Raw genomic sequence first — 23508 nt, 5'->3', positions numbered from 1 at the left:
TTTTTAAGTAATCATAAAACCTTACTTTTGTGCGTTCTATAAACATTTTATACTATAAATGGGAGTATTTATTCAGATTACATCGTTTGTTCTAATCATATCGATTTTAGTGATTCTTCACGAATTGGGGCATTTTATACCAGCAAAACTTTTTAAAACGAAAGTTGAAAAATTCTACTTATTTTTTGATCCTTGGTTTTCTATCGTAAAAAAGAAAATAGGAGATACTGTGTACGGAATTGGCTGGCTTCCATTAGGTGGATATGTGAAAATTGCAGGAATGATTGATGAAAGCATGGACAAGGAACAAATGGAAAAACCGCCACAACCTTGGGAATTCCGCTCCAAACCAGCTTGGCAACGCTTAATTATCATGTTAGGTGGTGTTATTGTGAATTTTTTATTGGCTTGGGTGATTTATGTTTCTTTATTTAATTATTATGGAGAATCGTACATTCCTGTTGACCAAATTAAGGATGGAATTTATGTAGATGAAATCAGTGAAAAAATTGGATTGCGTACGGGCGATAAAATTTTAAAAATTGACGGCGATAAAGTAGAAAAACTAGACAAATACTTATCTATTGATATTCTCTTAGGCGATGAAATGACTGTATTGCGTGATGGAAAAGAAGTAACATTTCCATTGAGTGATGAAGGAAAAAAAGCAGCATTGGACAGTCAAGGAAGAAACTTTGTGACACCACGTTTTGCACCTGTTATTACGGTAGATACGACAAAAACAAATGCCAGAGAAGCTGGATTGCTAACTAATGATGAAATTCTGGCAGTAAATGGTAGTAAAGTCCAATTTTGGGATGAATTTGTAACAAAAATAAAAGCAAATTCTAGTAAAGAAGTAACAATCACATTAAAAAGAGATGGTAGCGAATTAATGCTTCCTGTACAAGTTACCGACAGTGCAACTATTGGCGTAGGATTGAATAGTAGAGAAGCAAGAGAGCGTTTAATCGTCACCAAAGAATATGGATTTTTTGAATCTATTCCGAGAGGTTTAGAAGAAACCGTGAACGTATTAGTACGTCAAGTAAAGCAATTCAAATTAATTTTCAATCCTATCATAAAAGGATATGAAAAGGTAAAAGGGCCGATTGGAATTGTTGAAATGATGCCAGCATCATGGAATTGGGAATTCTTTTGGGGCTTTATGGCAATGTTTTCGGTATGGTTGGCCTTTTTAAACATTCTACCAATTCCTGCCTTAGATGGAGGTCATGTGATGTTTTTATTGTATGAAATCATCGTTGGAAAAGCGCCATCGCAAAAAGTGATGGAAATTGGACAAATTGTAGGCTTTGTAATCATCATGAGTTTGATGGTGGTTATCTTCGGAAATGACATTTGGAATCTTATAAAAGGCTAGTAAAACCAAAGTGTCACAACGAATTTTAAAAGTTTTTTAATTTTTTAAAAAATTTATTTGTTGGAAAAAAAAATAGCCTTATATTTGCCCTCGCAAAAAGCAATAACACTCCTCCTTAGCTCAGTTGGTTAGAGCATTTGACTGTTAATCAAAGGGTCCTTGGTTCGAGCCCAAGAGGGGGAGCAAAGCTTTCAAAAGCCATCCATTAGGGTGGCTTTTTTTGTGCCCATACTTCTTGTGAATTCGCCAACTTTCCAAGTTTTTTGGACTATTTTATAGCATTTCCTTTTTTTTGATATTACTGAATAATTATTCAAAAAAAGGTACCCAAAAAGACACCCATCAAAATAGAGAAGACACCCATTTTAAAAAAACGTGAAAACCATGAAAATCCATATATTATTTGTACTCAGCAAGGGTGAAATTAACAGTAAAGGACTCTGTCCTATAAGATGTAGAATAACATATAACAAAAAAAGAAAAGCATTTAATACAGGACTATTTGTGAGTCCTAAATATTGGAATAGTAGAAAACAGAAAATACTAGACTCTTTTGAAAAATCTGAGTTCTCAAACAAACAATTAAGCCTGATTAGTAATGCTATTAATCAGGCTTTTTTAATACTCCAAATTCAAGAGAAAGATTTTACCGTTGAAGATGTTTATAAGCTCTATAAAGGAGAGAAATTAGAAAAAGAATATCATACTGTAGAATGTTTTGAAAGCTACTTAGAGGAGCTTAAAAGCCTTATAGGAATTGATCTAAAACAATCTACTTGGAATAAGTTTTACTATGTTAAGAATGATCTTGTAAGCTTTATGCTAATTAAAGAGAGAAAACTAGATATAATTAATCGCTTCTTTGGTATTATTTTAGCGTAATTGGAAACTCAGCAATAGTCGTGTCCCAACCGATTTTTAAGTGTACTACGTTTTCGCTTTTTTCGTATAGTACAATGGATAGTTGCTCAATTTCGGTATCGCTTTTTTGTGTGGGTACAGTAATACTCGCTACGTCTTTAGAAGCATCATACGAGTAATTTCCCCAACCGTCATTTTCTGAATTTATATGTAAGGTCCACGAATCTTCATTTGGAACAATGATTACCGAATAACGACCTGCTTTTACCTTGGTATCGCCCACCATCACATCGGTCATGAATAAAATTTCGGTAGATTCGTTGGCACCGACTCTCCATGCTTTTCCAAATTTTAACAATTCGCCAAAAACGTTTCTTCCTTTCTTAAAAGGTCGCGCATAAATGACTCTGATTTTTGGTTCCAACGCTTTTTTCTGAGCGTCTGTTTTTGCAAAAGCTCTTTTGGCTGCGTTTGTTGGATAATGTGCAATGTCGGTCGGACTTTTATCTGCTTTTGGAAAATCTTGAGCATTTACGGTACTTACAGCGGCAAAAAATGCCAACATCATAATGATTTTTTTCATGGTTATTGAGTTAAATTAGTTATGTTTTCTGTTTCTATTTTTGAAAGTTCTTTGAGTTTTCCTTGCTCATACAACGCTGGCAAATCCGTTAATGGCGTACCAACTTCTGCTTTGTAATTGATGTAATCTTGAAAGGTAATTCCATCCACAACTCGCACATTATAGGCACTTCTAAAACGAACGCCGCCACCATTGACTTGATAGTTATAGGCTAAATAATCAATCTTTTTCGTTTCTTGATTCACCCAATAATGGTATTCATCTTCAAAATCTTCGCCGCCGCCATTTTGATTAAAGGTCACTTTTAACACATCGTATTTTTTGTCTTTGATAGCTGTTTCTTCTATAAAACTCACATTTACGGCAGCATCATTGAGTTTGTGTGGTAATGTTGCAAAATAAATCACGGAATTGATAGCACCTTTGGCACTGTTTTCCTTTTTTTCAGAAAGTGTAATGGTTTGATTGTTCACTTGGCGTGAAAAGACTCCGTTTTCTAAAACGTCCATTGTTTGGTCACCATCTTTCGTACTTTCTACTGTATAGGTGAACTTATTTCCGTTGTTTTTGAACGTATATGTTTTATCTCGAAATACAAATTGATAGTGTGCATTCTCATACAAATCGCCACCATGTGCTTTGATGGTTTCTTGAAGAATTTGTGACGCTTTATCCGTTTTTGGAGTTTCTTTTTGAGAAGTTTCAGAAACAGTTGGCGTTGTTTCAGGAGTTGATTTCTTTTCAGAATCGCACGAAGTGAAACTTAAAAATAGTGCACAAAGCACAAATGAGAATAGTGTTTTTTTCAAAACAGTGAAGGCTTAAAGTTAGTTTTTTATTTGATTGCTGAATTTGTCGAATAAATTCAAACACCTTTCTTTTTTTAACAGTATTTAACTTTTTTCAAAAATCCCAAAGAGTTCGTTGCCTGCGCGCGGCGGAATGGAATTGTGTGCTTTTTCTAAAACCTTCACGTTAAAATACGGTTCAAAATAGTTGAGATATTCTTCTTTGCTTCCGCCAAATGGTGGATTTTCCACATCATCCGTCAACGGAAATGAAAACCACAAACCTGCTAATTTCCCTTGCGGTTTTAAGAGTTGCGTCATGTGTTTTGCGTACTTTTTTCGGGTTTCTGGGAATGGCGGAAACGAACAGAAAAAGGTTTGTTCTAAAATTAAATCGTAGGTTCCAGTATGCTCAAAAAAGTCTTCACAAAGCAATTGTTCCGCAGGAAAATCAGGATTTCGTTGTTGGAAAGCTTCTAGCGGAAGTTTGGAAATATCTAAAATATACACATTTGAAAATCCTTGTTGCCATAAATATTCGGCTTCATAGGCATTTCCTGCGCCTGGAATTAAAATTTTAAGGTTTTTATTAGATAGTTGATCAATATATTCTTTTAACGGTGTAGAAGGCGAACCAATATCCCAACCTGTACGTTCTTCTTGGTAACGCTGCGACCAATACGCTTTTGTTTCTGCTGAATTCATACAAACAATTTTTTTTGTAAAGTTCTGAAAAGAATTTGATTTTCTATAAACTTTAGCTTTTTGTTGAGAAGTAGTATGCTTCTTTTAAGTATGCATTACTCCGAAAGCGCGTCAATTTCATCAAGCACATCCGAATAATACACTTTATAACATAAATATCCGTTACGAATATGAGAATCGTCTAAGAATTTATCTTTGGCTTTTTCGAAATGCATTTTGGCTTCTTTTGGTTTGTTTAACGCTTTGTACGCCAATCCCATATAGTAATAGGAATCGGGATAATCTTCCGTCATTTTGAGTTGTTTGTCAAATGCTTCCAACGCTTTTTTGTATTGCTTATTTTTTACGTACAGCATGCCTAAAATATGATAATCGACCAAGCCAAAATCAGATTCGCGTTTGTAACTTTTAAGACAGTTTTGCACCGTTTCTATGCCTTTTTGCAGATTTCCTTCTTTGGCATACGACATCGCTAATAAGAGTCGCATGTCTTTATCGCCACCTGGTGTGAGTTCGTATATAAATGCGTTTGGCAGTTTGTAATAGCGTTCCAAATCGCGAATGCAAAGTTTGTAGTTTCTGTTTTGAAAGTGCCAATAGGCTCTGTACGGAAGATTGTATCTCGGTTCCAATTCCACAGCTTTGTCGAGCAATTCCAACCCTTCTACAATAAGTCCGCGTTTTAAATACGCTACCGATTTTTCCATGTATGCCCAATCGTATTCCGGATTGAGTTTGAGAATGGAATCAAACATTTCTTGCGATTCTCTGCTGCCTTGTTTTAAACTTTTCCCTTCATAGGCAAGTTCACATGCTTTTCGCGCGTCGCTTCCTTCAGGATATAATAAACAATTTCCTTGACTGAATAGTAAAGTCGTGCAAAAGCATCCTAGTGTAAAGAGTATTTTTTTCATGAGCGTAGAATGTTTCCGTTTTTTAGTTTTACAATGATAAACGTATATCCGTCGTAACTTTTTCCTCTGTAAATTGGGTAATTCCACTGCTGTAGACTTTTAACGGTAGAAATGATTTCCTCTTCCAGCGCTTTGGGGCAGCTTGTTTCTTTAAATTCTTCATCAACGATTTCCCAACGGAATCGTCCAGATTCATTGTTACAGTTTACCGCAAAACGAATAAAAAAGTAGCCTGTAAACGATTCAAATGCAGGTTGTTTTTTATACTTTTTTATCAATTCTTTTTCCATGGCTGTAATGCCACCTGTGTAGGCAACGCTAGCTCTTTTATGAAGTACGTTGGTGGAATCGCAAAATTTGAAATTGGCGTTGTCAAGTGCTGGATTGAATGTGGTGTCGCCAATATCGTCTAGATATTCAGGTTTTTGCGTGACTTCTGTTTCTTTTTTGGAATTACAACTCAGAAACACCAAAAGTAGCGCTATATATATGTAGGTTTTGTTCGCTTTCATGGTTGTTTTGGCAGGTATTTTACGAATGTTATGAATTTATTTTTGAGAATTCAGGATATTCCATTCGATAGTGAAAATTTGAAAAATCAAAATCATCAAGTATATCTTCATGGTTTTCCAAAATTCGGTTTGCATGATTGGTCATAAAATGATAAATCTGAATGCCATCTTTTACAAATACATTTTCGATTCCTGAAAAATGTGCAATGACTGCTTCCAATTTTTGACTGTCTACTTGGTATTTTTTAAGATACAACGCCATACGTGCTTTTGCATCTTGCTGCTGCTGTTCTGAAAATGTATCGGATGTTACACAACTTTCCAAACTTACACACGCCATCACATTGCAAAATGTATTGTTGTACAACGTATATATATTGCGATGCTCTTCTGTTTCCACAATTTCGGTAGTTCGCGTTCGGTGATTGATTTTAAAGAGTTCTTCTTGCTTGTGAAATAAGGTGGTATGCAGCATTTTCCCCGTAAAAAATCCTATCATGTCTAAAAAATAGACTTCGTCTTCTGCATCTTTTCCATCGGGAATCGCAAAATAAATAGTGCCATTGGCGTTGATGGAAGCAAACGAGCGACTGTAGCGACCGATGAGTTTGTAGAACGCACATTTTTTCACACACAAATCTATCAAATTATAAAAATCTGAATTGTTCTTTTTTAGATGTTGAAAAGCATTGGTTAACGGCGTAATGTTATGATCAAATAGCGAAGTATTCATCACCAAATCGTTTTCTGCAATAGGATCGCGTTTGGACACAATATGAATCACATTCCGCAGCAGCGGCACTTCATATTTTAAGACTTCAACCGTCGTTTCTGGAATAATGTGAACACCTTCAAATGGTGAAGTTGCTCCTTTTTTATAATATCCTTTTTCGGGAACATACGCGATATCATTTGTATTGCAAAGTACATCCGTAGCAATGATTTCTGCTTCCAAAAAAAATCCTTGTAATAGCGCGGGCAACATTCCTTCTGGAAAGGATTTTTCAGTTTGTGCTTTGTTAAAATACGCCATGAGCAAGGGTTCTAAAAACACGTGGTCGTCTTCCAGATTGACTTTTGTTAGCAGCGAAGCATCTTCTTTGTAGATGAGAATTCTAACAATATCCGCTAGTGCATTTTGTTTTATGGGTAGTAATTTGGTAAGCATATTTTTGTATTACGAGATCAATTTTGGTAGAAAAATAAGCAGAGATTGATAACACTAAAGTGTGTATCAAATCTCTGCTTTTGTAGTTTAATTTTAGTTATACAACTAAAAAATTATTACTTGCTTCTTGTGTCTAATGGACTAGATGGTGCAGAAGCTACAGCGTAGTGGCAGTCGTCAGTATGACAATCACTAAATGGTTCTGATACACCTCCAGCAATAGTGTTTAACAATTCGTTTGATACGATTGCATCAGCTTTTTTTGCTAATTCTGCGAATGATAATTTACTCATAATATTAAATTTAAAGGTTGTTTTACCTACTCTTTCTAAGGCTTTTCGGTTTTCGCCTATTTGTGCGCACAAATGTTTTTCAGATTTTTCAATCTTATTTTTTTCATGGATTCAGTTCTTCAAATAGTTTGAAACTGAAATTGTAAGTTTGGTTCGAGAAATCGTACGCGTTGATAGTTTCTCCCCATTTTTGTGTAATTTCTTCAAATTTGTTGGTAATGGATTTCATTACCTTCAATCCTTTATCAGTCAACATATTTTCGAGTCCGCCAAAATGTTTAATGACTACATCCAGTATTTGCAAATCGGTGTGACACTTTCGTTGGTAAAATCCGATACGTGCCACTGCTTCTTTGTATAGTTTTCCCTCAAAACTATTTGCAGTGATGCATTCGTCTAAGCAATAAAATGTGGTGTAATATGTGTATAAAGCGTGAATTAAGATGTTGACATTTCGATGATCTGGTCTGCCCAGAATTTCTTCTACAGCTTGCGTTTGGTCAATTTTGTAGAACGTAGGTTTGCTAAACATCAAGTTGTTCATAATCACATGTCCTGTTTGATGCGCAATGTCGTCGATGAAAAATATTTCGTTGTATTCTTCTTGATAAACATTAAAAAAAGCCAATCCAAGCGCATTTCCACTAGCAAACGAATTGGAATTGTTTGGATCTGTGTTGAACAAATAAATATACTCGCAACATTGGTCAATCAATTTGTATTGGTCTGGAACATTTTTTCGGATCAAATCCATTGCGTTGTTCAATTGCCCAATACGATTGTTGTACAATTCGTCATCCCATTGTTGATCTTCAAGCGGTATGTCTAAAATAACTTTTAAAAAAGGTGTAGCACAGCGCAGAATTTTTACGGAAGAATCTTTAACGTATGCCGTTGGTGCAAAAGGTGTGTTTTCTCCCTTTTTAAAATAGCCAACACTTGGCATATAGGCAATTCCTTCTTCGTTGTATAAATGTGTTATGCTATAGGTTTCAGGCTTTTCTACATAATAGCCTTGCATAAATTCTTCTAGCAACGCTTTTTCTTCTTCAGGCGTAAACGTATTAATTACTTTATGTCTAAAAAAAGCAAATAACAAAGGGCTACAGAAAATTTCATCGTTGTCAAAGTCGATTTTCTCAAAAATATGCGGCGCTTCTTTATACAGTAAAATCTTTACCGTATTGATTTTTTCATTGATATCTGAAATGATTGCGTCTTTTTCTAATAACTCAGCCATACGATTTTATAGTGTAATTTGTTCAATACTATATTACTAACAATAACACAAAAATCCTACATTTATTTTAAGTGTTTAACGATTTTACTGAAATAATCCAAAAATTTTCACATATTTTTTATAACATTTACATACAATCTTATTAAAATTTTAACGACGTATTTTTCTGTCAAACTGCTGAATTATGCACAAATAGGTGATTTTTTGCTGACAAACATTCTTAAATTTTAACATATTTTACGACTTGTATTTGTAAGAAATAATTTTTGAAAATTTATGATTTTTTTATAAAAAAGATATCAAAAAAACGTGAAGTAATGCTAAGTTTTTTAAGATATTACAACTTGTTTTATGTGTTTTTTCTTGTTATTTCAAAGGCAAGATTCTAGTGAAGAAAAAAATTGGATGCATTTTGTCGCAAAAATAAATACAACCTTACACTCATATCTTACTTTTTGTGTGATTTGAACATCTCTAGTACAGATTTAGTACCTTTACTGCTTATTGACACATTCATGAGTTCTCCACTAGCAAAAGATAAAAAAAGTTTCTTCGATAAGTTGCTGATTCGATTTCATAAAAAAACATCGCACAGCCATCGAATTACGCTTTTAAGTTCGCTTTTTATAGAAGAAATTGAACAGTTGCCTGTTGCTGCTAAAAGTCCTATTCGTTTATTGGATATTGGTTGTGGCGATATGACCATCACCACTATTATTTCTGAAAAAGGACACAATATTGAAGGTACTGGCGTAGATATTTACCCAAACACAAAAGATTGGAAAAATTATGTTGCTTTTGATGGAAAAACGCTGCCTTTTCCAGATGCTTCTTTTCATGTGGTTTTGTTTAGCGATGTTTTGCATCACGATGTCGAAAATAGAAATCGGTTGTTGCAAGAAGCGAAACGTGTGGCCAATTTTATCATTATTAAAGATCATTTCGAATACGGTTTTTTCTCCAGAACGTTGCTCCAATTGGCAGACATCATCGGGAATTACGGCTACGGTGTTTCCATTCCGAAGCGCTATTTTACCCAAAAAAGTTTTCAAGCTATTTTAGAGAACCAACAATTGCAAGAAGTCAAACGTATTTGTCCAATCTATTTGTACAATCATTTACCATTGGTGAAGTATATTTTTAAAGGAAAGTATCAGTTTGTGAGTGTGATACAAACAAAAACCATATAACTTTACTCGCTAGTGTATCGATTCACGAATTTAGCATCTATACTAAATTCTTTTACTTAATCACATTTAGTAGAAATTATGGCAAATAAAGGTTATTAGCTATCTTCTTTAATATGCTGCTTCAATCCCAAAATACTAAAGAAGAAACTAAAGAGTATGATTTGCAATCCCAGCATGATGGTAAACACCGCAGGAACAATAATGCGTAAAGTTTCCGCTGGTTTTAAATCGCTAAAACTTGTCGCTTTCCAATCTAAAAATCCTGAAATACTCAAATAGATTCCCAACGCAAAGGTTAGAAAACCGACAATCAATCCTTTTTCTAGGGTAAAAAACTTGAACAATTTGGTGTAGCGATTGCTTTTGGGAAGCAAGCCGTTTTCTACCGCAAAAATCTTCGTCAATCCGTAAAACATCAAAAATTGAAATCCGATGATGACCGCACTTGCTGTGTATAAAAGCGTGTGTACATCAAAGATGATTCCGTTGAATTGAAGTGGTTTTACAATTAAAAGTGCAGATACAATAGTTCCTACAATGATTAACAAAAATGCAGGATATAAAAACAGCCAACGCGGACTGTAGAGCAGTAAAAACCGTAGGTGTCGCCAACCATCGCGCCAAGTGTTTAAGTGTGGCGGACGCGAACGTCCATCTGGATGTAAAATGGTGGGAACTTCCGTAATCGTCAATCCGTTGAGTTTGGATTTTACTATCATTTCTGAGGCAAATTCCATTCCTGTGGTATTGACCTCCATTTTGTAGAAGGCTTCTTTGGAAAAGCCTCGCAATCCGCAGTGGAAATCACCAATTTTAATATTAAAAAACAACCGTCCAATAAACGACAATACCGGATTTCCTAAGTATTTATGCAAAAAAGGCATCGCTCCTTTTTTAACGCCGCCTTTAAAACGATTTCCCATCACTAAGTCGTAACCTTCGCGAAGCTTTTCTAAGAACAATTCCAACTTCGAAAAATCGTAACTGTCATCCGCATCGCCCATAATAATATAGGTTCCTTTCGCTGCTTTGATGCCGCCTTTGAGTGCGTTTCCATAGCCTTTTTCGGCTACTGGAACGACACGAGCGTTCAATCGTTTTGCAATTTCCTGAGAGCCATCGGTGCTTCCATTATCAGCAATCACCACTTCTCCAGCAACTTGATGTTTTTCAAAGAAATCGTGTGCTTTTTTGATGCAGATTTCCAAAGTTTCTGCTTCATTTAGGCAAGGCATTACGACAGATAATTCAGGATTCATACCGTTTTTTGTTAAGCGAAGTCAATAATACAAAAATCGTGAGGAATAATACCCAATCGTTGTAAAAAGTAAAGCGAACCACGGCGTGCATGCCAATCGCAACAATAAGCACATTCGCAATGAGCAACCCCGAAAGCAGTCCTAAGACTTTATAACTATTTTCATTGCGTTTTAACAACATATATATGCTGTAAAATGATATCAGCAGATATAACAACATGTATTTGAAACCGCCAAAACCGTGTATCGCATTTTTGATGTAGATACGTTTCCACTTTGAAAAATTTTCCAACAACAATGGCTTGGTCATTTTGGACGTCATTTGATCCAATGCGATGAATTTTTCGTTTTCCGAAAGTGTTTTATCCAAAACTGCGACACCATTTTTGTAAATCGGTCCCATCGTAATATCAGCAAATCGTCCTATGTAAAATTGTGTTGGATTCGGAAAAACAGTAGTATCAAAATTGTTGATATTCATTTGTGAAGCCACCAAATCGTGATGGGTATTTTGGAAAAATTTTTTTTCGGTGGAATCGTCAAAAAGTGTTGCATCTTCCGCATCCGACACAAAAAAAGGCAGCGTTATCATGTTCATTCCCGTCCACGGTGTACTTACAAAATGTCCGTGAACTGCTTTGTGATACGTTCTGTCGATGAGAGAAGTCATCAGCGGAAGCGTGATATATAATGCTATTAAAAGCAACTGTTTTTTAAGTGTTTTTTGAACGTAACTTACCCAAAATAGCAATCCCAAGGCAATCGGAATTAAGTAGATAAATTGATAGCGCGTGATGAGCAACAAAGCCAAAATTGGAAGCGAAAAATACAGTTCTTTTGTGTTTTTTGAGAGAAAGAACGAAATGAATTTCGCCACAATAATTAGGTATAAACTATACGAAATGGATTCTGTAAGTATATTGTTTGCAATTTTTAATCCTGTAACATAAGGAAGCAACAACACAATTGCCAAACAGATGCTAAAAAAACCATTAATTATCTTGTATAATCGTAATTTTTGAATGAAATAATATATCCCAAAACAACCGAATAAAAACTGAATGCTAACAATCCCAATTTCATAATGTTCACCAAATACGCTTTGTATAATTTGAAGAAATAGCGGATAACCAGGCGTGCGAATGATGTGCATTTCAAGATAACCTGCCGAATCTGGATAGTGCACAACAGGCTGTAAAAGTACCCATATAAAAGCCGCGAGGAATACAATTCCTATTGTCAGATTACTTTTTTGTTGAAACCACTTCACTGTTTTCATTTTGGTAAAAGTATTTAATTTTTTTGGTTTTGGCTGTTGAGTTGGTTTTCAATGTTGGCGATTAAGTTGTACAAAACGTCACTTCGAATGTTTTTCTTCACATTGAGCCTGTCGAAATGAAAGAAAAAAGTATCGAGAAATACTTTGAAAACATTTAGTTTCCTAGTACTTCTCGATACAAAATCTTTTCAAGATTTCACTCGAAGTGACGGTTTGTTTTAATGTGTAAATTTGATAATTTGAAAGTGTACCAATGTTTTAATTCAGCATTTAAAATTCAATATTTTCAACTTCCAAACTTTCTATTTTTTCTATCAACCTGAATCCTACGTAATTACCCTTTTTTGAGTTTTTACCATAACGATAGTAACAATTCCAATAACTAGCTATTCTTTGTTTTGTTTTCTGCCAATATGATTTATTTTCTAGAATAAATCGGAGAACGTTTTGTTTATCAAGCAAATCAAAATTCTCAAAAATGAATTCAAGTATTTCAACAACGTATTCTCCTGTAAGTTGTATAATAAAAGGAATTGTCCAATATGCATCAGATGAAAATAATTTGTTTAGATTTTCTTCACGTATAAATCCATTGTGATGCCGTGTTAGGATACAGGCAAGTATTAACTTTTGAATATCATTCAATGTATCTTCAGATAATGTTGATACTTCCCAATAAATTCGATAAGGTATTTCAATTTTTTCTCCTTTAAGAAAGATTGTAAAATCCCTAGACGCTACATGTTTTGTTGTAATATTAATATTTGAAATTATCCCTTCAATTTCTACAAGTAAAGTTCTAGGAAAAGCACTTTTAAACTTTGGTATTTCTTTGCTATTCTTCACTTTAAAACTCCGAGTTGGAAAAGTTTCTCATACATTTTCTGCCCAACTTTTTTGGCACCTGTTGGAGTATTGTGAAAATAATCGTAAAAGTCCATAATATTCCAGTCTTCGTCGTTGGTTAAATCGATGACTGACGCTTCGCCTGCGACTTCTTTCATGGCTTGATTGAGTTTGTTGAGAAGTGTTAAATACCCAACACCATTGTACGCGTATTTTTCTTCTAAATAGTTAGTCGATTCCGTTCCGAAAATCACACCATTTCTGATTTTGTAATGCATGGTTGGTTGCGTAACGAATATTGGAATTGCGTTGATTCCTTTTGCGTAGTCTATTAGTTTTTGAATGCGGGTTTTAAACGCTTTGAGATTGGTTTCATCATAGATTTCTAGCAGTTTTTCATTTAAAATTTCTTCTTTGGTGTAATGCACGCGTGAAAAATCAATATTGCGATGTCCGACTTCAAATTTGGTTGCTTGTTGCATGCCTCGAAGCTTTCGATATACACTATACAACGCAGAATTGTCTTTGATTTTTTGTTTGAATCCGCCGCTGTTCACTTGCTGAATGTCATCGTATTTGGCATCGCTATTGACTCTGTAAAAATCGTTGATTCCGACATAATATAGAATGACTTTAGGCTGCAAGTTTTCAATTTTCGGAAACCAAATTTCCGTACTTTTTAAATGTCCGTAGGTTGATTGTCCGTCAACGCCAGCGTTGGAAACATAGATGTCTTTTCCGTTTTTTTGAAATTCACGTTGCAACGCTTCTTGCCAAGTTTGCGAATCGTCCAGATAGCGTTGATCGGTCGTGCTTCCGCCAACGGTTAAAATGTCTATTTTTTCAGGTTGATTAAACGTTGCGATGCCGCGCAATCCGTATGCATCACGTGTGTAGGTTATTGTAGGCGTTTTGGTCATGTACAAATCACCAACTTCAAATTCGAATTTGGCATCTTTGATAATTCCTAAGTTGCTCAACTGATTGCTACTGCTCAACCAACCGCCAAAACTGAGTTCTATGATTAGAATTCCAATCACAAGAACCAATAGGTTGATAAGGATGAGTTTTAGTTTTTTTGGCATGATGGAGACGAAAATAGGGTTTTATAATTTGATTGAACAATGAAGTTTAATTATTATCTACTATTGAACTCATCATGACTTTATTGTAAACTTATTATTTTCTATTAAATCCATTAAATTCTTTTTCCATGATTTTGTAATTGAACCGCCACAATCATTTTCAAATGAGTCATTAATTGTACCATGCAATAAATATTCTACCGAAGCAATGACCTTTTGATTATCAACATGCAACCCTGCTGGACCTCTTGCTGAATGATGTTCTACAGATGACATTTTTGAATAGACTATTTGGAATCCATTTTCGTATATTTCTTTCGCAATTTTTTTAAAGTCAATATCGATAATTGACAAAATAACAAGTATTTGAGGACTTACCCATGAACCTTTTCTTATTCGTTCCCACAATAACGATTTAAGTTTTATTTGCTCGTCTTTTTTTATTTTTAAAATCGCTAATGAAGCTACCAAATGCGGTCGCCAATTTTCACTTTTTAATAAAAGTTTTATCCCTTCTATTATTCCAGATAAGTCATTTTCTTCAATAATTACATCAAGCTTTTCGATACTTTGATACAAACCCCAACCTTCTGAAATATTAGGTAAATAGTGCAAACTTAAAAATGGCAAGTGATTAGGATTTTTATCCCAAAAATCATTAAAAACACCAAAATTTAATTGACTCATGTTCTATTTTTTTAATTTTTCACTACAAGATAGTTATAAATGAATACTACCAATTCAACCACGCTTTAAAATCACTTGTTTTTTGTCGGCTGACGATGAATTCTTGATTGCGTTCGTTTTGCATGGACAGTTTTACACGGTGATTGAAGTATGGATGTATTTTTAGAATGGCGCGCTTTGCTACAATTTGTCCACGATTGATTTTGTAAAAATCCTCATGATTGAGCGTGCTGAATAATTGATCAATGGTTTCGTCAATAACGTAGCGTTTGGTTTCGGTAACGCCAAACGTAACGCTGTCTTCCGAATACATATAACACAAATCTGCGATGTTGATTTGCACAAAACCTGCGCCTTCTTTGACCAGCAATCCTTGCCGTTGTTTGGTGTTTTTGAGTTCGGTTTGCGATTGTATGCTTGTTAATAATTGTTTTAATACAGAAGCTTCAATATGTTGCGATTGATTGGATTTGTTGAACTTATCCAAGGCTTTTTGCAAATCTTCTTGCTGAATAGGTTTTAAGAGATAATCGACACTGTTGACTTTAAACGCCTGAATCGCATATTGGTCAAACGCTGTGGTGAAAATAATCGGTGCATCTACTTCCACTTTTTGAAAGATTTCAAAGCTCAAACCATCTGCCAGTTGAATGTCCATAAACACCAAATCGGGCAGTGGGTTGGTTTGAAACCATTGCACGGCATCTTCTACCGTATCAATTGTGTCTAATAAATTGTACGAAAAACCACATTTCTGCAACATGTTTTGCAACTGATTTGCCGCGCGAAATTCGTCTTCTATGATGAGTATGTTCATAACGAATGTTTTAAGTCAGAAGGTTTTAATAAAGGAACAAATACCGTAAATTCTTTACCATTGTTTTCAATTTTTGGACGTTTTTCAGCAATCAAATCGTGGCGTTTTTGCATATTGACCAATCCTAATTTTGTAGAGGGTAATTGTGTTGATTTTGCTTGAATTGTATTGTTGACCACCAAATAATCATCTTTATAATTTACATTAATCGTCAACGGTTTGGAGCGCGAAATGACATTATGTTTGATGGCATTTTCGAGCAGTAATTGCAAACTTATTGGCACAATGAAAGCATCTAATATAGTTTCTGGCAATTGCAAATTGAGTTGCAAATTGGCACCAAAACGTTCTTTTTGAATGTGCACGTAGGCATTGGCAAATTTGAGCTCATCGCGAAGCGGAATGATATTGGCATTGCTCGCATCTAAAATATACCGATATACATCCGAAAGTTTGTCTACAAATTTTTTGGCGTCTTCTTTGGAGTTTTGATCAATGATATCGCGCAAGGTATTTAGACTGTTAAAGAAAAAGTGCGGCTGCGCCTGATTCCGTAAGGCATCTAACTGTGCTAAAACAACGACTTGTTTGGCTTGCTCTTCTTCGCGAATCGATTTTTTGAGTTGGATGTAATAGTAAATTGCTTCGTAAATTGCCATCACCATCACACTGATAATGATGATAGGCAGTAGCACTCGAATACGTTCCGAAAAGTAATATTTTGCATCTAAAAAATAGGCTATTATGGTTCCGCCAATAGCGTCAATCGTAGTCACAGAAATCACAATGGCAAAGAATAAAATAAGAGCGCGTTTGCCTACTTGTGCAACGTTGGGAAGTTTTTTTCGCAAGTAGATAAAATAGGTTCGCATCACACACCAATTGACTATAGAAAAACATAACGAAATGCTCCAATGTGATACCGCTTTCCAAAAAGGATACCGTGCAAATGAATTGTTGAATAGATAATCGGTCACAAAACCAAGAATAATGATTCCGATAATCATGAACCAGACATCATTGAATCCGATGTATTGTAATCTTTTTTCTTTGTTGAAAATCTTCATCTATATTATTTAATGAATGGAATTCCTTGCATTGCTTGATAGAATACGTACGCGATACACGCTGTAAATAGCAATCCGAATATTAATACAGCAATGACTTTGTTGCGTGTGGTGGTATGCCATTTTTTGACAAGTATCCATGCGAATAACGGAATTATTTGAATACCATGCAATCCGACAAAGTGTGCTACACGCAAATCGCCACCAACGGTACTCCAGTTTAAAATGGGCAATCCTTCGCCGCCATCGGCTACACCAACATTGTGTGCTAGTTGACCAATCATGTGTCCACCAACCCAACTTCCAACAATAACCACAATCCAACCAATACAGATTGCCACTTGAATAGGTTTTGCGACTTTAAGTTTTAAGCGTGCGGCGTCAAATGCTAATAGGATCATAATAAGTACATTGATTCCGATGAGTATTCCCATTGCGGTAAATAGCATTCCATCAAATAGTGAATCTTGATTGTAATGCGAGCGCACGCCACGAACTGCTTGATAAAATATGATGCCTGTTTCAAGTAATAGTGTCCACGAAACAATGTTTCTGAGGATGTTTTTCTTTTTTAGGGAATACGGATATTTGGTAATGAAGAAACCTAATGTTAAGATGTAAATTCCGCCCGAAATCCAGAATTTTAGTGGTTTTATCCATACGCTGATGCCGCCAAGCGTACGTTCGTCTATCAGCATTCCGCCAACACAAATTATAGCAAATACTACATGTATGAGTACAATAGTGTATAATATTGGACTTTCTTTTTTAACGGTATTGAGGACGTGATTTAGTAGTTTCATGAGTTTGTCTTTTTGAGTTTCACACTACGAATCATCATAAAAATTAAAAAGCCAACAGGTCCAAACATGAACGTTCCCAGCAAACACGGTGCAATGATTGCAGGATGAATTTGCAGACTACGATTTTGATTTACAATCCACATTCCGACCAATAAATCGAAGGCTAAATAGTGAATCCAGCCCGCTACTACTGCATTTTCTACGGTGAAGAGTTGCATTACAGATTCTAGACTTCCGAAATCCATCATACCGCCAGCTATGAGTGCTTTGGTAATGTATATAGCGTAAATTACTGAAAGTACAATAGGAATGATTTTGTAATCGATTAGAAATCGGGTGACGTTCCATTTGGGAAGAAATACGAGTAAAACCCACATCGGTAAGGCTAGTGCGCCTACAATTTTAAAAACTTCTGCTGGTGTCATAAGATTTTAATTTTAAGTGTTCGTTTTTTGTTTGATGCTTCAAAGATGTTACTTTTTGAGGTTTGATACGAGTCATTTTTGTTGAAGTGTCGCAAATGGGGTTTGAAGTGTCACACCTTAGCTATTTTTCATCGTAAATTGCTCAAATTGAACATGTTTTTAACTTAAGAACTACGTATTTCTTGTACTAAAAAATGTATTTTGTAATACTATTCTTTCTTTTTTCCATGCATTTTAAAAAATTTGGCAACAGTAAAAAGTTTATGGTTTTCCCTTTTTTTAAATGATTTATAATGAATCACTCGTTTTTTTGTTTAAGGTTTTTTTGATAACTACTCAAAACCCTTAAACAAAAAACTACAACGATTGCGTAATTTTTTTAACCCGTATTACATTTTACGGTTTTTTCGTAGTCATTTACTTATTTTAGAAAGAATTTTCAACCAATAAAATTGCGTTTTTCTGCTGAAACTTCCTATATTTAGTAAAAACCTACCTATGCTTTTTGTTATAAAATATCGCCCAAATTCACTAAAATACAGCCCATTATGGATACTACTGCTGTATTCTTTTTTAACTTATGGTCTGAATAAAAATACAGCAGAATTTAAAGATGATAATTTACAATCAAACTTATTACCTACGCATCAAAAGAAATTGAATGATAATTTGGAAATGCTTCAAAAAGCTACAACTGCTATTGATTCTGCAAAAGCTTACACCAATATCTGTTTTGTATATTACAGTTCTGCTTATTATTTAAAAGTTCCTCGTTACGAGGATATATTACAGTATAGTACTAAGATTATAGCACTCACTAGTAATACACAATCTGATGAAAGTCTAAAACTAAAGCTTCATGCACTGCGTTTTAAAGGAACAGTATATAAAAGTTTAGGAGATTTTTCAAAGGCGTTGGACTTTTTCAATGACATTATTTCCAAAACAGAGCATACTACCAATCCTGATTATTTTTACCATCAAAGACAAGCTGCAACAACAGAAATTGCTGAAATTTTTGCCTTTCAAAAAAATTACAAGCTTGCATTGAGTCACTACCATTCATTGTTTGCTTATGTCGAAAAAAATCAAATAGATGTTTCAAAAATTTCGTCTATTGTTTATCTGCGTTGTGCTCGGTTTAATAGACAGGCGGGCAATATAGATGACGCATTAGTATATGCCTATAAAGCTATTGCTACTTCTGTAAGAAATAGTATGTCCGTACGAACAGCGATGTCGTATTTGGAGTTGGCGCATATTTATGTAGATATTAATAGCATTGCCAACGCAACTCTCTATTTAGATAAGGCGCATTTAATACTAAAGGAAGATAAGCAATATTTAAGCTTATTGTCTAAATACCATTATTTGAAAGCAGTTATTGGTAAAAAAAATAACAATGTATCAGATAAGTTGTACCATGCTGAAAAAGCATTTGCGCTTTTAGAAAATGAAAAACTTTCAGACAGACAGATTGCTACAGGAAATCTATTGTACGATGCCTACAAAGAAAAGGGCTTTTTTGAGAAGGCAAATTTATTATTGGAAAAAATTGTAGCTATTGAAAAAAAGATGTCCAATAAAGAGGAACTTAAAAAAACAGCATTTATAGAAATACAACGACGAGATAAGAATATTGAACTTGCCGAAGCAAAAAGTGAAAAGATGAATAAAATTATTTTTTGGATTGCGTTGCTATTAGCAGTAGGTATTTTTAGTATGATTTATATTTATAAAGATTGGAAAAAGAAAAGCAAACTTGCGCGAGAAATTGCCAAAAAAAATATGCAGTTAGAGCAATTGGATAAGATAAAATCAAATTTCTTTTCAAATATTACGCACGAGCTACAAACACCGTTGACGTTGATAAAAGGTCCGTTGGAACTTGCGTTAGAAGAAAATCATAAAAGTCTAGATGCTTCAACAAAAGCAAAGATTCAGATGGCAATGAATAATACAGATTCCTTAAAAACGATGGTGAATGACATGCTAGACTTGTCCAAACTAGAAGCCAAAGAGTTGGTGTTGAAACGAGAAAATGTCGATTTGGATACCTTTTTAAATACAACGATGCGAAAGTTTACCGCTATAATGAAGCAAAAGAAACTACATTTTAACTATTGTTTTAAGGATTTGGAAAGCTACACTGCCATAGTAGACACCAAAAAACTGGAAAAAATTCTAAATAATTTACTTTCCAACGCTATTAAATATACACCAGCAAATGGCACTATTAAAGTATGTGGAAAATTGGAAGACGAACAACTCATTCTCACCGTAAAAGATACTGGCATTGGCATTCCTGCCACAGATATTCCACATGTATTTGAGCGGTATTTTCAAAGCAATGATGCTTCAAAACCACTGGAAGGTGGTTACGGAATTGGCTTGTCGTTGGTAAAAGAATTGGTGGAGTTTATGAATGGTACCATACACGTACAAAGTGAAGTAAAAAAAGGAAGTCAGTTTGTAGTTAAACTTCCGTTGGAAAATGTGGACACTAACAAACACCAAAGTTCGCAAGTAGATGAGATAAAACCTTCTGTAGACACGTTTGCTTCCATGCTACAACATATGGATAAAACGTTGAAAGAACACACAATTTTAATTGTGGAAGATCATAGAGACATGCAACAATTTATCGCTTCTATTTTGCAAAAAGAGTATCGTGTATTATTGGTAAACAACGGAAAAGAGGCAATGGATAAGCTACAAAATACTGCTGTAGACTTGATTGTTTCTGATGTAATGATGCCTGCTATGGACGGCTTTACCTTGTTAGAAACATTGAAAGCATCGGAAGTCTATTGCAATATTCCTGTCATCATGCTAACGGCATTATCTGATATAAAATATAAAATCAAAGCATTGACTTTTGGAGTAGATGATTATTTGAGTAAACCTTTTGTCGCGGCAGAATTACTGGCACGAGTTTACAATTTGCTCATGCGTTCTGAAAGTAGAAAACAGTTTTTAGAAGAGAGTACACAAACTGTTGAACATGAAGAAGAAGTATCAGAAGCTTTTACGGAACAACTTACTACCATTGCTGAGGAAAAAGCAATTATAAAAAAATCAGACAAACTATTGATTGACAAAGTGGCTGAGATTATTGCGCAAAATATTGATAATCCTGATTTTAAGTTAACTGATCTTACGGAGAAAGTTTATGTAAGTGAACGTCAATTACGCAGAAAAATAAAACTCATTACAGGACTGAGTCCGAAGAAATTTCAACAAGAAATTCAGCTCTTAAAAGCGAGAACCTTGCTAGAAGAAGACACGTATAGCAATGTAAAAGCAGTTGCTATTTCAGTGGGTATTCATAACAGTACCCGTTTTAGTAAGTTGTATATAGAGCGTTTTGGAAAGCATCCAGCAACGTATTTTACGGCTTCTTCATAAAATTATGACATGATAAATGCGGTCTTTTGTTGTTGTAAATTTCAATACTTTGTTGCACGATAGTTTTCATCATCTTGATATTAATTTTGTCAGTATTGATTAAAAACTCTTGCTTTAAGATTCCATTGATTCGCTCAGCTACTGCATTTTGATACGGGTCGTAAGATTCTGTCATACTACATTTGATAGTATGTCTTTGTAGTATTCTTTGATACTGATTGCTGCAATATTGCAATCCTCTATCAGAATGATGTATTAGTGTTTCTTTGGGATATTTTCTGTTTTTAACGGCTTGCTTTAGTGCTTTTATAGAACTATCTACCGCCAAAGTATTTGATAAATAATATCCAACTATCATTTTAGAATATGCATCTGTAACAAGCGATAAATATATCGGATTACTTCTATTACCTACATAAGTGATATCGCTTACCCAAACTTGCTCTGGTCTGTTGATATCTAAATTCTCAATCAAGTTTTTATGTTTTCTAAAACGATGATGAGAGTTGGTAGTAATATGATAGCTTCGCTTAGGCTTAATCAATAGATGATTTGCTTTTAAAATCGCGAACAAACGATCTCTGCCAACACCTAAACTACGTAAAGAATCTTGTAAAATATGATATAATTTTCTTGTGCCAATACGCGGTTGATCCATTCTGATGGATTGTACTAAATCAATCACATCATTAGCAATGGATTGTCGTTTCTCTTTGGAACGTATAGCTCGATAATATACTTGCCTGCTTAACCCAAGTAACTCACAAGTGGATGAGATACTTTCTCTGTAGTGTATTTTGAACATATCAATTACTTGGGTTTGGAGTTTTTTCTGATGGGAATATTAAATTCTTTTTCAGCCAAATCAATCATCATATCGAACAAAATAGCTTTCTTATCAGCTCGTTCAGCTAAGTGTTCTGCTCGTGCTTTCTGCTTTTCTAATAATTTGATTTTTTCTTCTAATTCTAAAATCTTTTGCTCGGGAGTTTTAGGCATGGCTTGTGAAGTTTGGTTTTGCCAATCAAAGTTACCATATTTTTGCAACCAAGTCCTAATGGTAGATTTTGCTTGAATGCCATACTTTAATGCTGCTTGAGATCGAGTAAGTTCTCCTTGCTCTATCTCTTGAACTACTTGGAGTTTAAAAGATAATGAATAATCTTTCTGTGTTCGCTTTATATAATTTGTTTTCATTACACTTAAAGTTTAGTGTAACGCTATTTCAGGACGAGACACAAAGTATAAAAAAAAGCCACTTCTAATAATTGAAGTGGCTTTAATTGTCATAATGTGCTTGTTATGAATCCAGCATCTTTTTTTACAAATCAATAAGTTAGTTAAGTATTGATTTGTATTTAAAAATAATATTAGCGCTTAATGAGTTTAAATGTTTTACTGGCAGACTTAGATTGAACATTCACTAAGTATACTCCAGATTGAAGCTCTGTGACATCAATTTGTTGCATATTACCATTCTTTGAAAACAATTGTATCAATTGGCCATTAAGGTTATAAATTTCAATACGTTCTAAATTATGAACTCCAGATATATTGACTATTCCATCCGTTGGGTTTGGGTACATGGAAGTAATAGAAAGTTCATTAGTGTTGATTCCTAAAGTTGTAAAGCTAAATGAGCTCATTCCAGATACAGCCGAAGTAAATTCATCAACAACATTTGGAAACACAGCCATTCCGTCATCAACCATATCTGCAGCCATAAACGATTTTAAAGGGGTTACTGCTGTTGCTATACTTGAATTATTTTCAAGTATATATAATGTTCCTGAAGAAGGATTTCCATTGACAGTAAAACTAACCATATCTGAATTTGTTGCAAGTGATGGTGCTGGTAAAGAAATAGGGCTTCCTAAGGCTTCAGTTACTAAGTAACCGTCAATAGATGAATCGCCAACATCCGATCCGTTGAAAAACGTAGCACTTGCTCCATTTCCTAAAGATGATGTTATTGTAGCTGTAATACCATCTGGTAAAATAATTGTAAAACCATAACTCTGTACTGAAGTGGCAAAGGTATTGGAACTAGAATTTGGAACTGCTTGAATTGTAAAATCATAACCTCCATCATGCTGCAAGGTGTATGTATAACCATCTTGAGCTTTTAATTTATTTGAGAAAATGCACAACACAAATAGTAATATTGAAGTTAAGTTAATTGCTTTCATTTTAT

The 23508-nt window shown here is 34.6% G+C and carries 24 protein-coding genes and 1 tRNA gene; 5 read left to right on the top strand and 20 right to left on the bottom strand.

What is annotated here, in order from left to right:
• The first annotated feature begins 58 nt into the window (after window positions 1–58).
• From rseP to C8N46_RS03555, 3 genes are all read left to right on the top strand, one after another.
• Entirely contained in the window at window positions 59–1384 is a 1326-nt protein-coding gene (gene rseP, locus C8N46_RS03565) for an RIP metalloprotease RseP (RefSeq protein ID WP_108113465.1), read from the top strand.
• Between the two features lie 109 nt (window positions 1385–1493).
• A tRNA-Asn gene (locus C8N46_RS03560) sits at window positions 1494–1567 on the top strand.
• A 201-nt stretch (window positions 1568–1768) separates the two neighbouring features.
• On the top strand, window positions 1769–2266 hold the full coding sequence (locus C8N46_RS03555; RefSeq protein WP_108113464.1) for an Arm DNA-binding domain-containing protein: 498 nt from the start codon (window positions 1769–1771) through the stop codon (window positions 2264–2266).
• Here C8N46_RS03555 and C8N46_RS03550 read toward each other — a convergent pair.
• The 8 genes from C8N46_RS03550 to C8N46_RS03515 all read right to left on the bottom strand — a co-directional run bounded on the left by C8N46_RS03550 (window position 2253) and on the right by C8N46_RS03515 (window position 8448).
• Window positions 2253–2828: a DUF2911 domain-containing protein gene (locus tag C8N46_RS03550; protein ID WP_108113463.1), complete on the bottom strand. Its 576-nt coding sequence runs from the start codon at window positions 2826–2828 to the stop codon at window positions 2253–2255. The two genes, C8N46_RS03555 and C8N46_RS03550, sit on opposite strands and share 14 nt — an antisense overlap.
• A 2-nt stretch (window positions 2829–2830) precedes the next feature.
• Window positions 2831–3637: a DUF6503 family protein gene (locus C8N46_RS03545; RefSeq protein ID WP_108113462.1), complete on the bottom strand. Its 807-nt coding sequence runs from the start codon at window positions 3635–3637 to the stop codon at window positions 2831–2833.
• Between the two features lie 84 nt (window positions 3638–3721).
• On the bottom strand, window positions 3722–4321 hold the full coding sequence (locus C8N46_RS03540; protein WP_108113461.1) for a methyltransferase domain-containing protein: 600 nt from the start codon (window positions 4319–4321) through the stop codon (window positions 3722–3724).
• Between the two features lie 95 nt (window positions 4322–4416).
• A complete protein-coding gene (locus C8N46_RS03535) occupies window positions 4417–5235 on the bottom strand; it encodes a tetratricopeptide repeat protein (protein WP_108113460.1) in 819 nt (272 codons plus the stop codon).
• Entirely contained in the window at window positions 5232–5747 is a 516-nt protein-coding gene (locus C8N46_RS03530; protein WP_108113459.1) for a hypothetical protein, read from the bottom strand. Before C8N46_RS03530 ends, C8N46_RS03535 begins: the two co-directional genes overlap by 4 nt.
• 28 nt (window positions 5748–5775) lie before the next feature.
• Window positions 5776–6915, bottom strand: a complete 1140-nt coding sequence (locus C8N46_RS03525) for a hypothetical protein (protein ID WP_108113458.1) — start codon at window positions 6913–6915, stop codon at window positions 5776–5778.
• Between the two features lie 116 nt (window positions 6916–7031).
• Entirely contained in the window at window positions 7032–7208 is a 177-nt protein-coding gene (locus C8N46_RS20320; RefSeq protein WP_158269070.1) for a hypothetical protein, read from the bottom strand.
• Between the two features lie 103 nt (window positions 7209–7311).
• Window positions 7312–8448 carry a hypothetical protein gene (locus tag C8N46_RS03515; RefSeq protein ID WP_108113456.1) on the bottom strand — a complete coding sequence of 379 codons (1137 nt, stop codon included), beginning with the start codon at window positions 8446–8448 and terminating at the stop codon, window positions 7312–7314.
• A 515-nt stretch (window positions 8449–8963) separates the two neighbouring features.
• Between C8N46_RS03515 and C8N46_RS03510 the strand changes: the two genes are divergently transcribed.
• A complete protein-coding gene (locus C8N46_RS03510) occupies window positions 8964–9638 on the top strand; it encodes a class I SAM-dependent methyltransferase (protein WP_146169717.1) in 675 nt (224 codons plus the stop codon).
• A gap of 95 nt (window positions 9639–9733) precedes the next feature.
• Here the strand turns inward: C8N46_RS03510 and C8N46_RS03505 are convergent, their stop codons facing one another.
• The 9 genes from C8N46_RS03505 to C8N46_RS03465 form a co-directional block, all read right to left on the bottom strand.
• The gene (locus C8N46_RS03505; RefSeq protein WP_108113454.1) at window positions 9734–10897 is read right to left on the bottom strand and encodes a glycosyltransferase family 2 protein; all 1164 of its coding nucleotides are present in this window, start codon (window positions 10895–10897) and stop codon (window positions 9734–9736) included.
• On the bottom strand, window positions 10887–12176 hold the full coding sequence (locus C8N46_RS03500) for a hypothetical protein (RefSeq protein ID WP_108113453.1): 1290 nt from the start codon (window positions 12174–12176) through the stop codon (window positions 10887–10889). The genes C8N46_RS03505 and C8N46_RS03500 overlap by 11 nt, the downstream gene beginning before the upstream one ends.
• 270 nt (window positions 12177–12446) lie before the next feature.
• The gene (locus tag C8N46_RS03495; RefSeq protein ID WP_108113452.1) at window positions 12447–13022 is read right to left on the bottom strand and encodes a hypothetical protein; all 576 of its coding nucleotides are present in this window, start codon (window positions 13020–13022) and stop codon (window positions 12447–12449) included.
• Window positions 13019–14107 (bottom strand): SGNH/GDSL hydrolase family protein, encoded by a 1089-nt coding sequence (locus C8N46_RS03490; RefSeq protein WP_108113451.1) that lies wholly within the window; start codon window positions 14105–14107, stop codon window positions 13019–13021. The genes C8N46_RS03495 and C8N46_RS03490 overlap by 4 nt, the downstream gene beginning before the upstream one ends.
• A 72-nt stretch (window positions 14108–14179) precedes the next feature.
• Window positions 14180–14794 carry a hypothetical protein gene (locus tag C8N46_RS03485; protein ID WP_108113450.1) on the bottom strand — a complete coding sequence of 205 codons (615 nt, stop codon included), beginning with the start codon at window positions 14792–14794 and terminating at the stop codon, window positions 14180–14182.
• 46 nt (window positions 14795–14840) lie between these two features.
• Window positions 14841–15611: a LytR/AlgR family response regulator transcription factor gene (locus C8N46_RS03480; RefSeq protein WP_108113449.1), complete on the bottom strand. Its 771-nt coding sequence runs from the start codon at window positions 15609–15611 to the stop codon at window positions 14841–14843.
• Window positions 15608–16678 (bottom strand): sensor histidine kinase, encoded by a 1071-nt coding sequence (locus tag C8N46_RS03475; protein WP_108113448.1) that lies wholly within the window; start codon window positions 16676–16678, stop codon window positions 15608–15610. Before C8N46_RS03475 ends, C8N46_RS03480 begins: the two co-directional genes overlap by 4 nt.
• A gap of 5 nt (window positions 16679–16683) precedes the next feature.
• Window positions 16684–17481: a hypothetical protein gene (locus C8N46_RS03470; protein ID WP_108113447.1), complete on the bottom strand. Its 798-nt coding sequence runs from the start codon at window positions 17479–17481 to the stop codon at window positions 16684–16686.
• Window positions 17478–17906 (bottom strand): ABA4-like family protein, encoded by a 429-nt coding sequence (locus C8N46_RS03465; protein ID WP_108113446.1) that lies wholly within the window; start codon window positions 17904–17906, stop codon window positions 17478–17480. The genes C8N46_RS03470 and C8N46_RS03465 overlap by 4 nt, the downstream gene beginning before the upstream one ends.
• Before the next feature lie 498 nt (window positions 17907–18404).
• Between C8N46_RS03465 and C8N46_RS03460 the strand changes: the two genes are divergently transcribed.
• A complete protein-coding gene (locus C8N46_RS03460) occupies window positions 18405–21314 on the top strand; it encodes a hybrid sensor histidine kinase/response regulator transcription factor (protein WP_108113445.1) in 2910 nt (969 codons plus the stop codon).
• Here the strand turns inward: C8N46_RS03460 and C8N46_RS03455 are convergent.
• From C8N46_RS03455 to C8N46_RS03445, 3 genes are all read right to left on the bottom strand, one after another.
• Window positions 21298–22119: an IS3 family transposase gene (locus C8N46_RS03455; protein ID WP_108113444.1), complete on the bottom strand. Its 822-nt coding sequence runs from the start codon at window positions 22117–22119 to the stop codon at window positions 21298–21300. The two genes, C8N46_RS03460 and C8N46_RS03455, sit on opposite strands and share 17 nt — an antisense overlap.
• A 5-nt stretch (window positions 22120–22124) precedes the next feature.
• Window positions 22125–22511 (bottom strand): helix-turn-helix domain-containing protein, encoded by a 387-nt coding sequence (locus tag C8N46_RS03450; RefSeq protein ID WP_108113443.1) that lies wholly within the window; start codon window positions 22509–22511, stop codon window positions 22125–22127.
• A 173-nt stretch (window positions 22512–22684) separates the two neighbouring features.
• Window positions 22685–23503, bottom strand: coding sequence for a T9SS type A sorting domain-containing protein (locus C8N46_RS03445; protein WP_108113442.1), 819 nt, complete (start codon window positions 23501–23503; stop codon window positions 22685–22687).
• Between the last annotated feature and the right edge of the window lie 5 nt (window positions 23504–23508).

It is taken from the genome of Kordia periserrulae (assembly GCF_003054265.1).
In the GTDB taxonomy this organism is placed as follows: domain Bacteria; phylum Bacteroidota; class Bacteroidia; order Flavobacteriales; family Flavobacteriaceae; genus Kordia; species Kordia periserrulae.
This window is presented reverse-complemented; position numbering and strand designations above follow the sequence as displayed.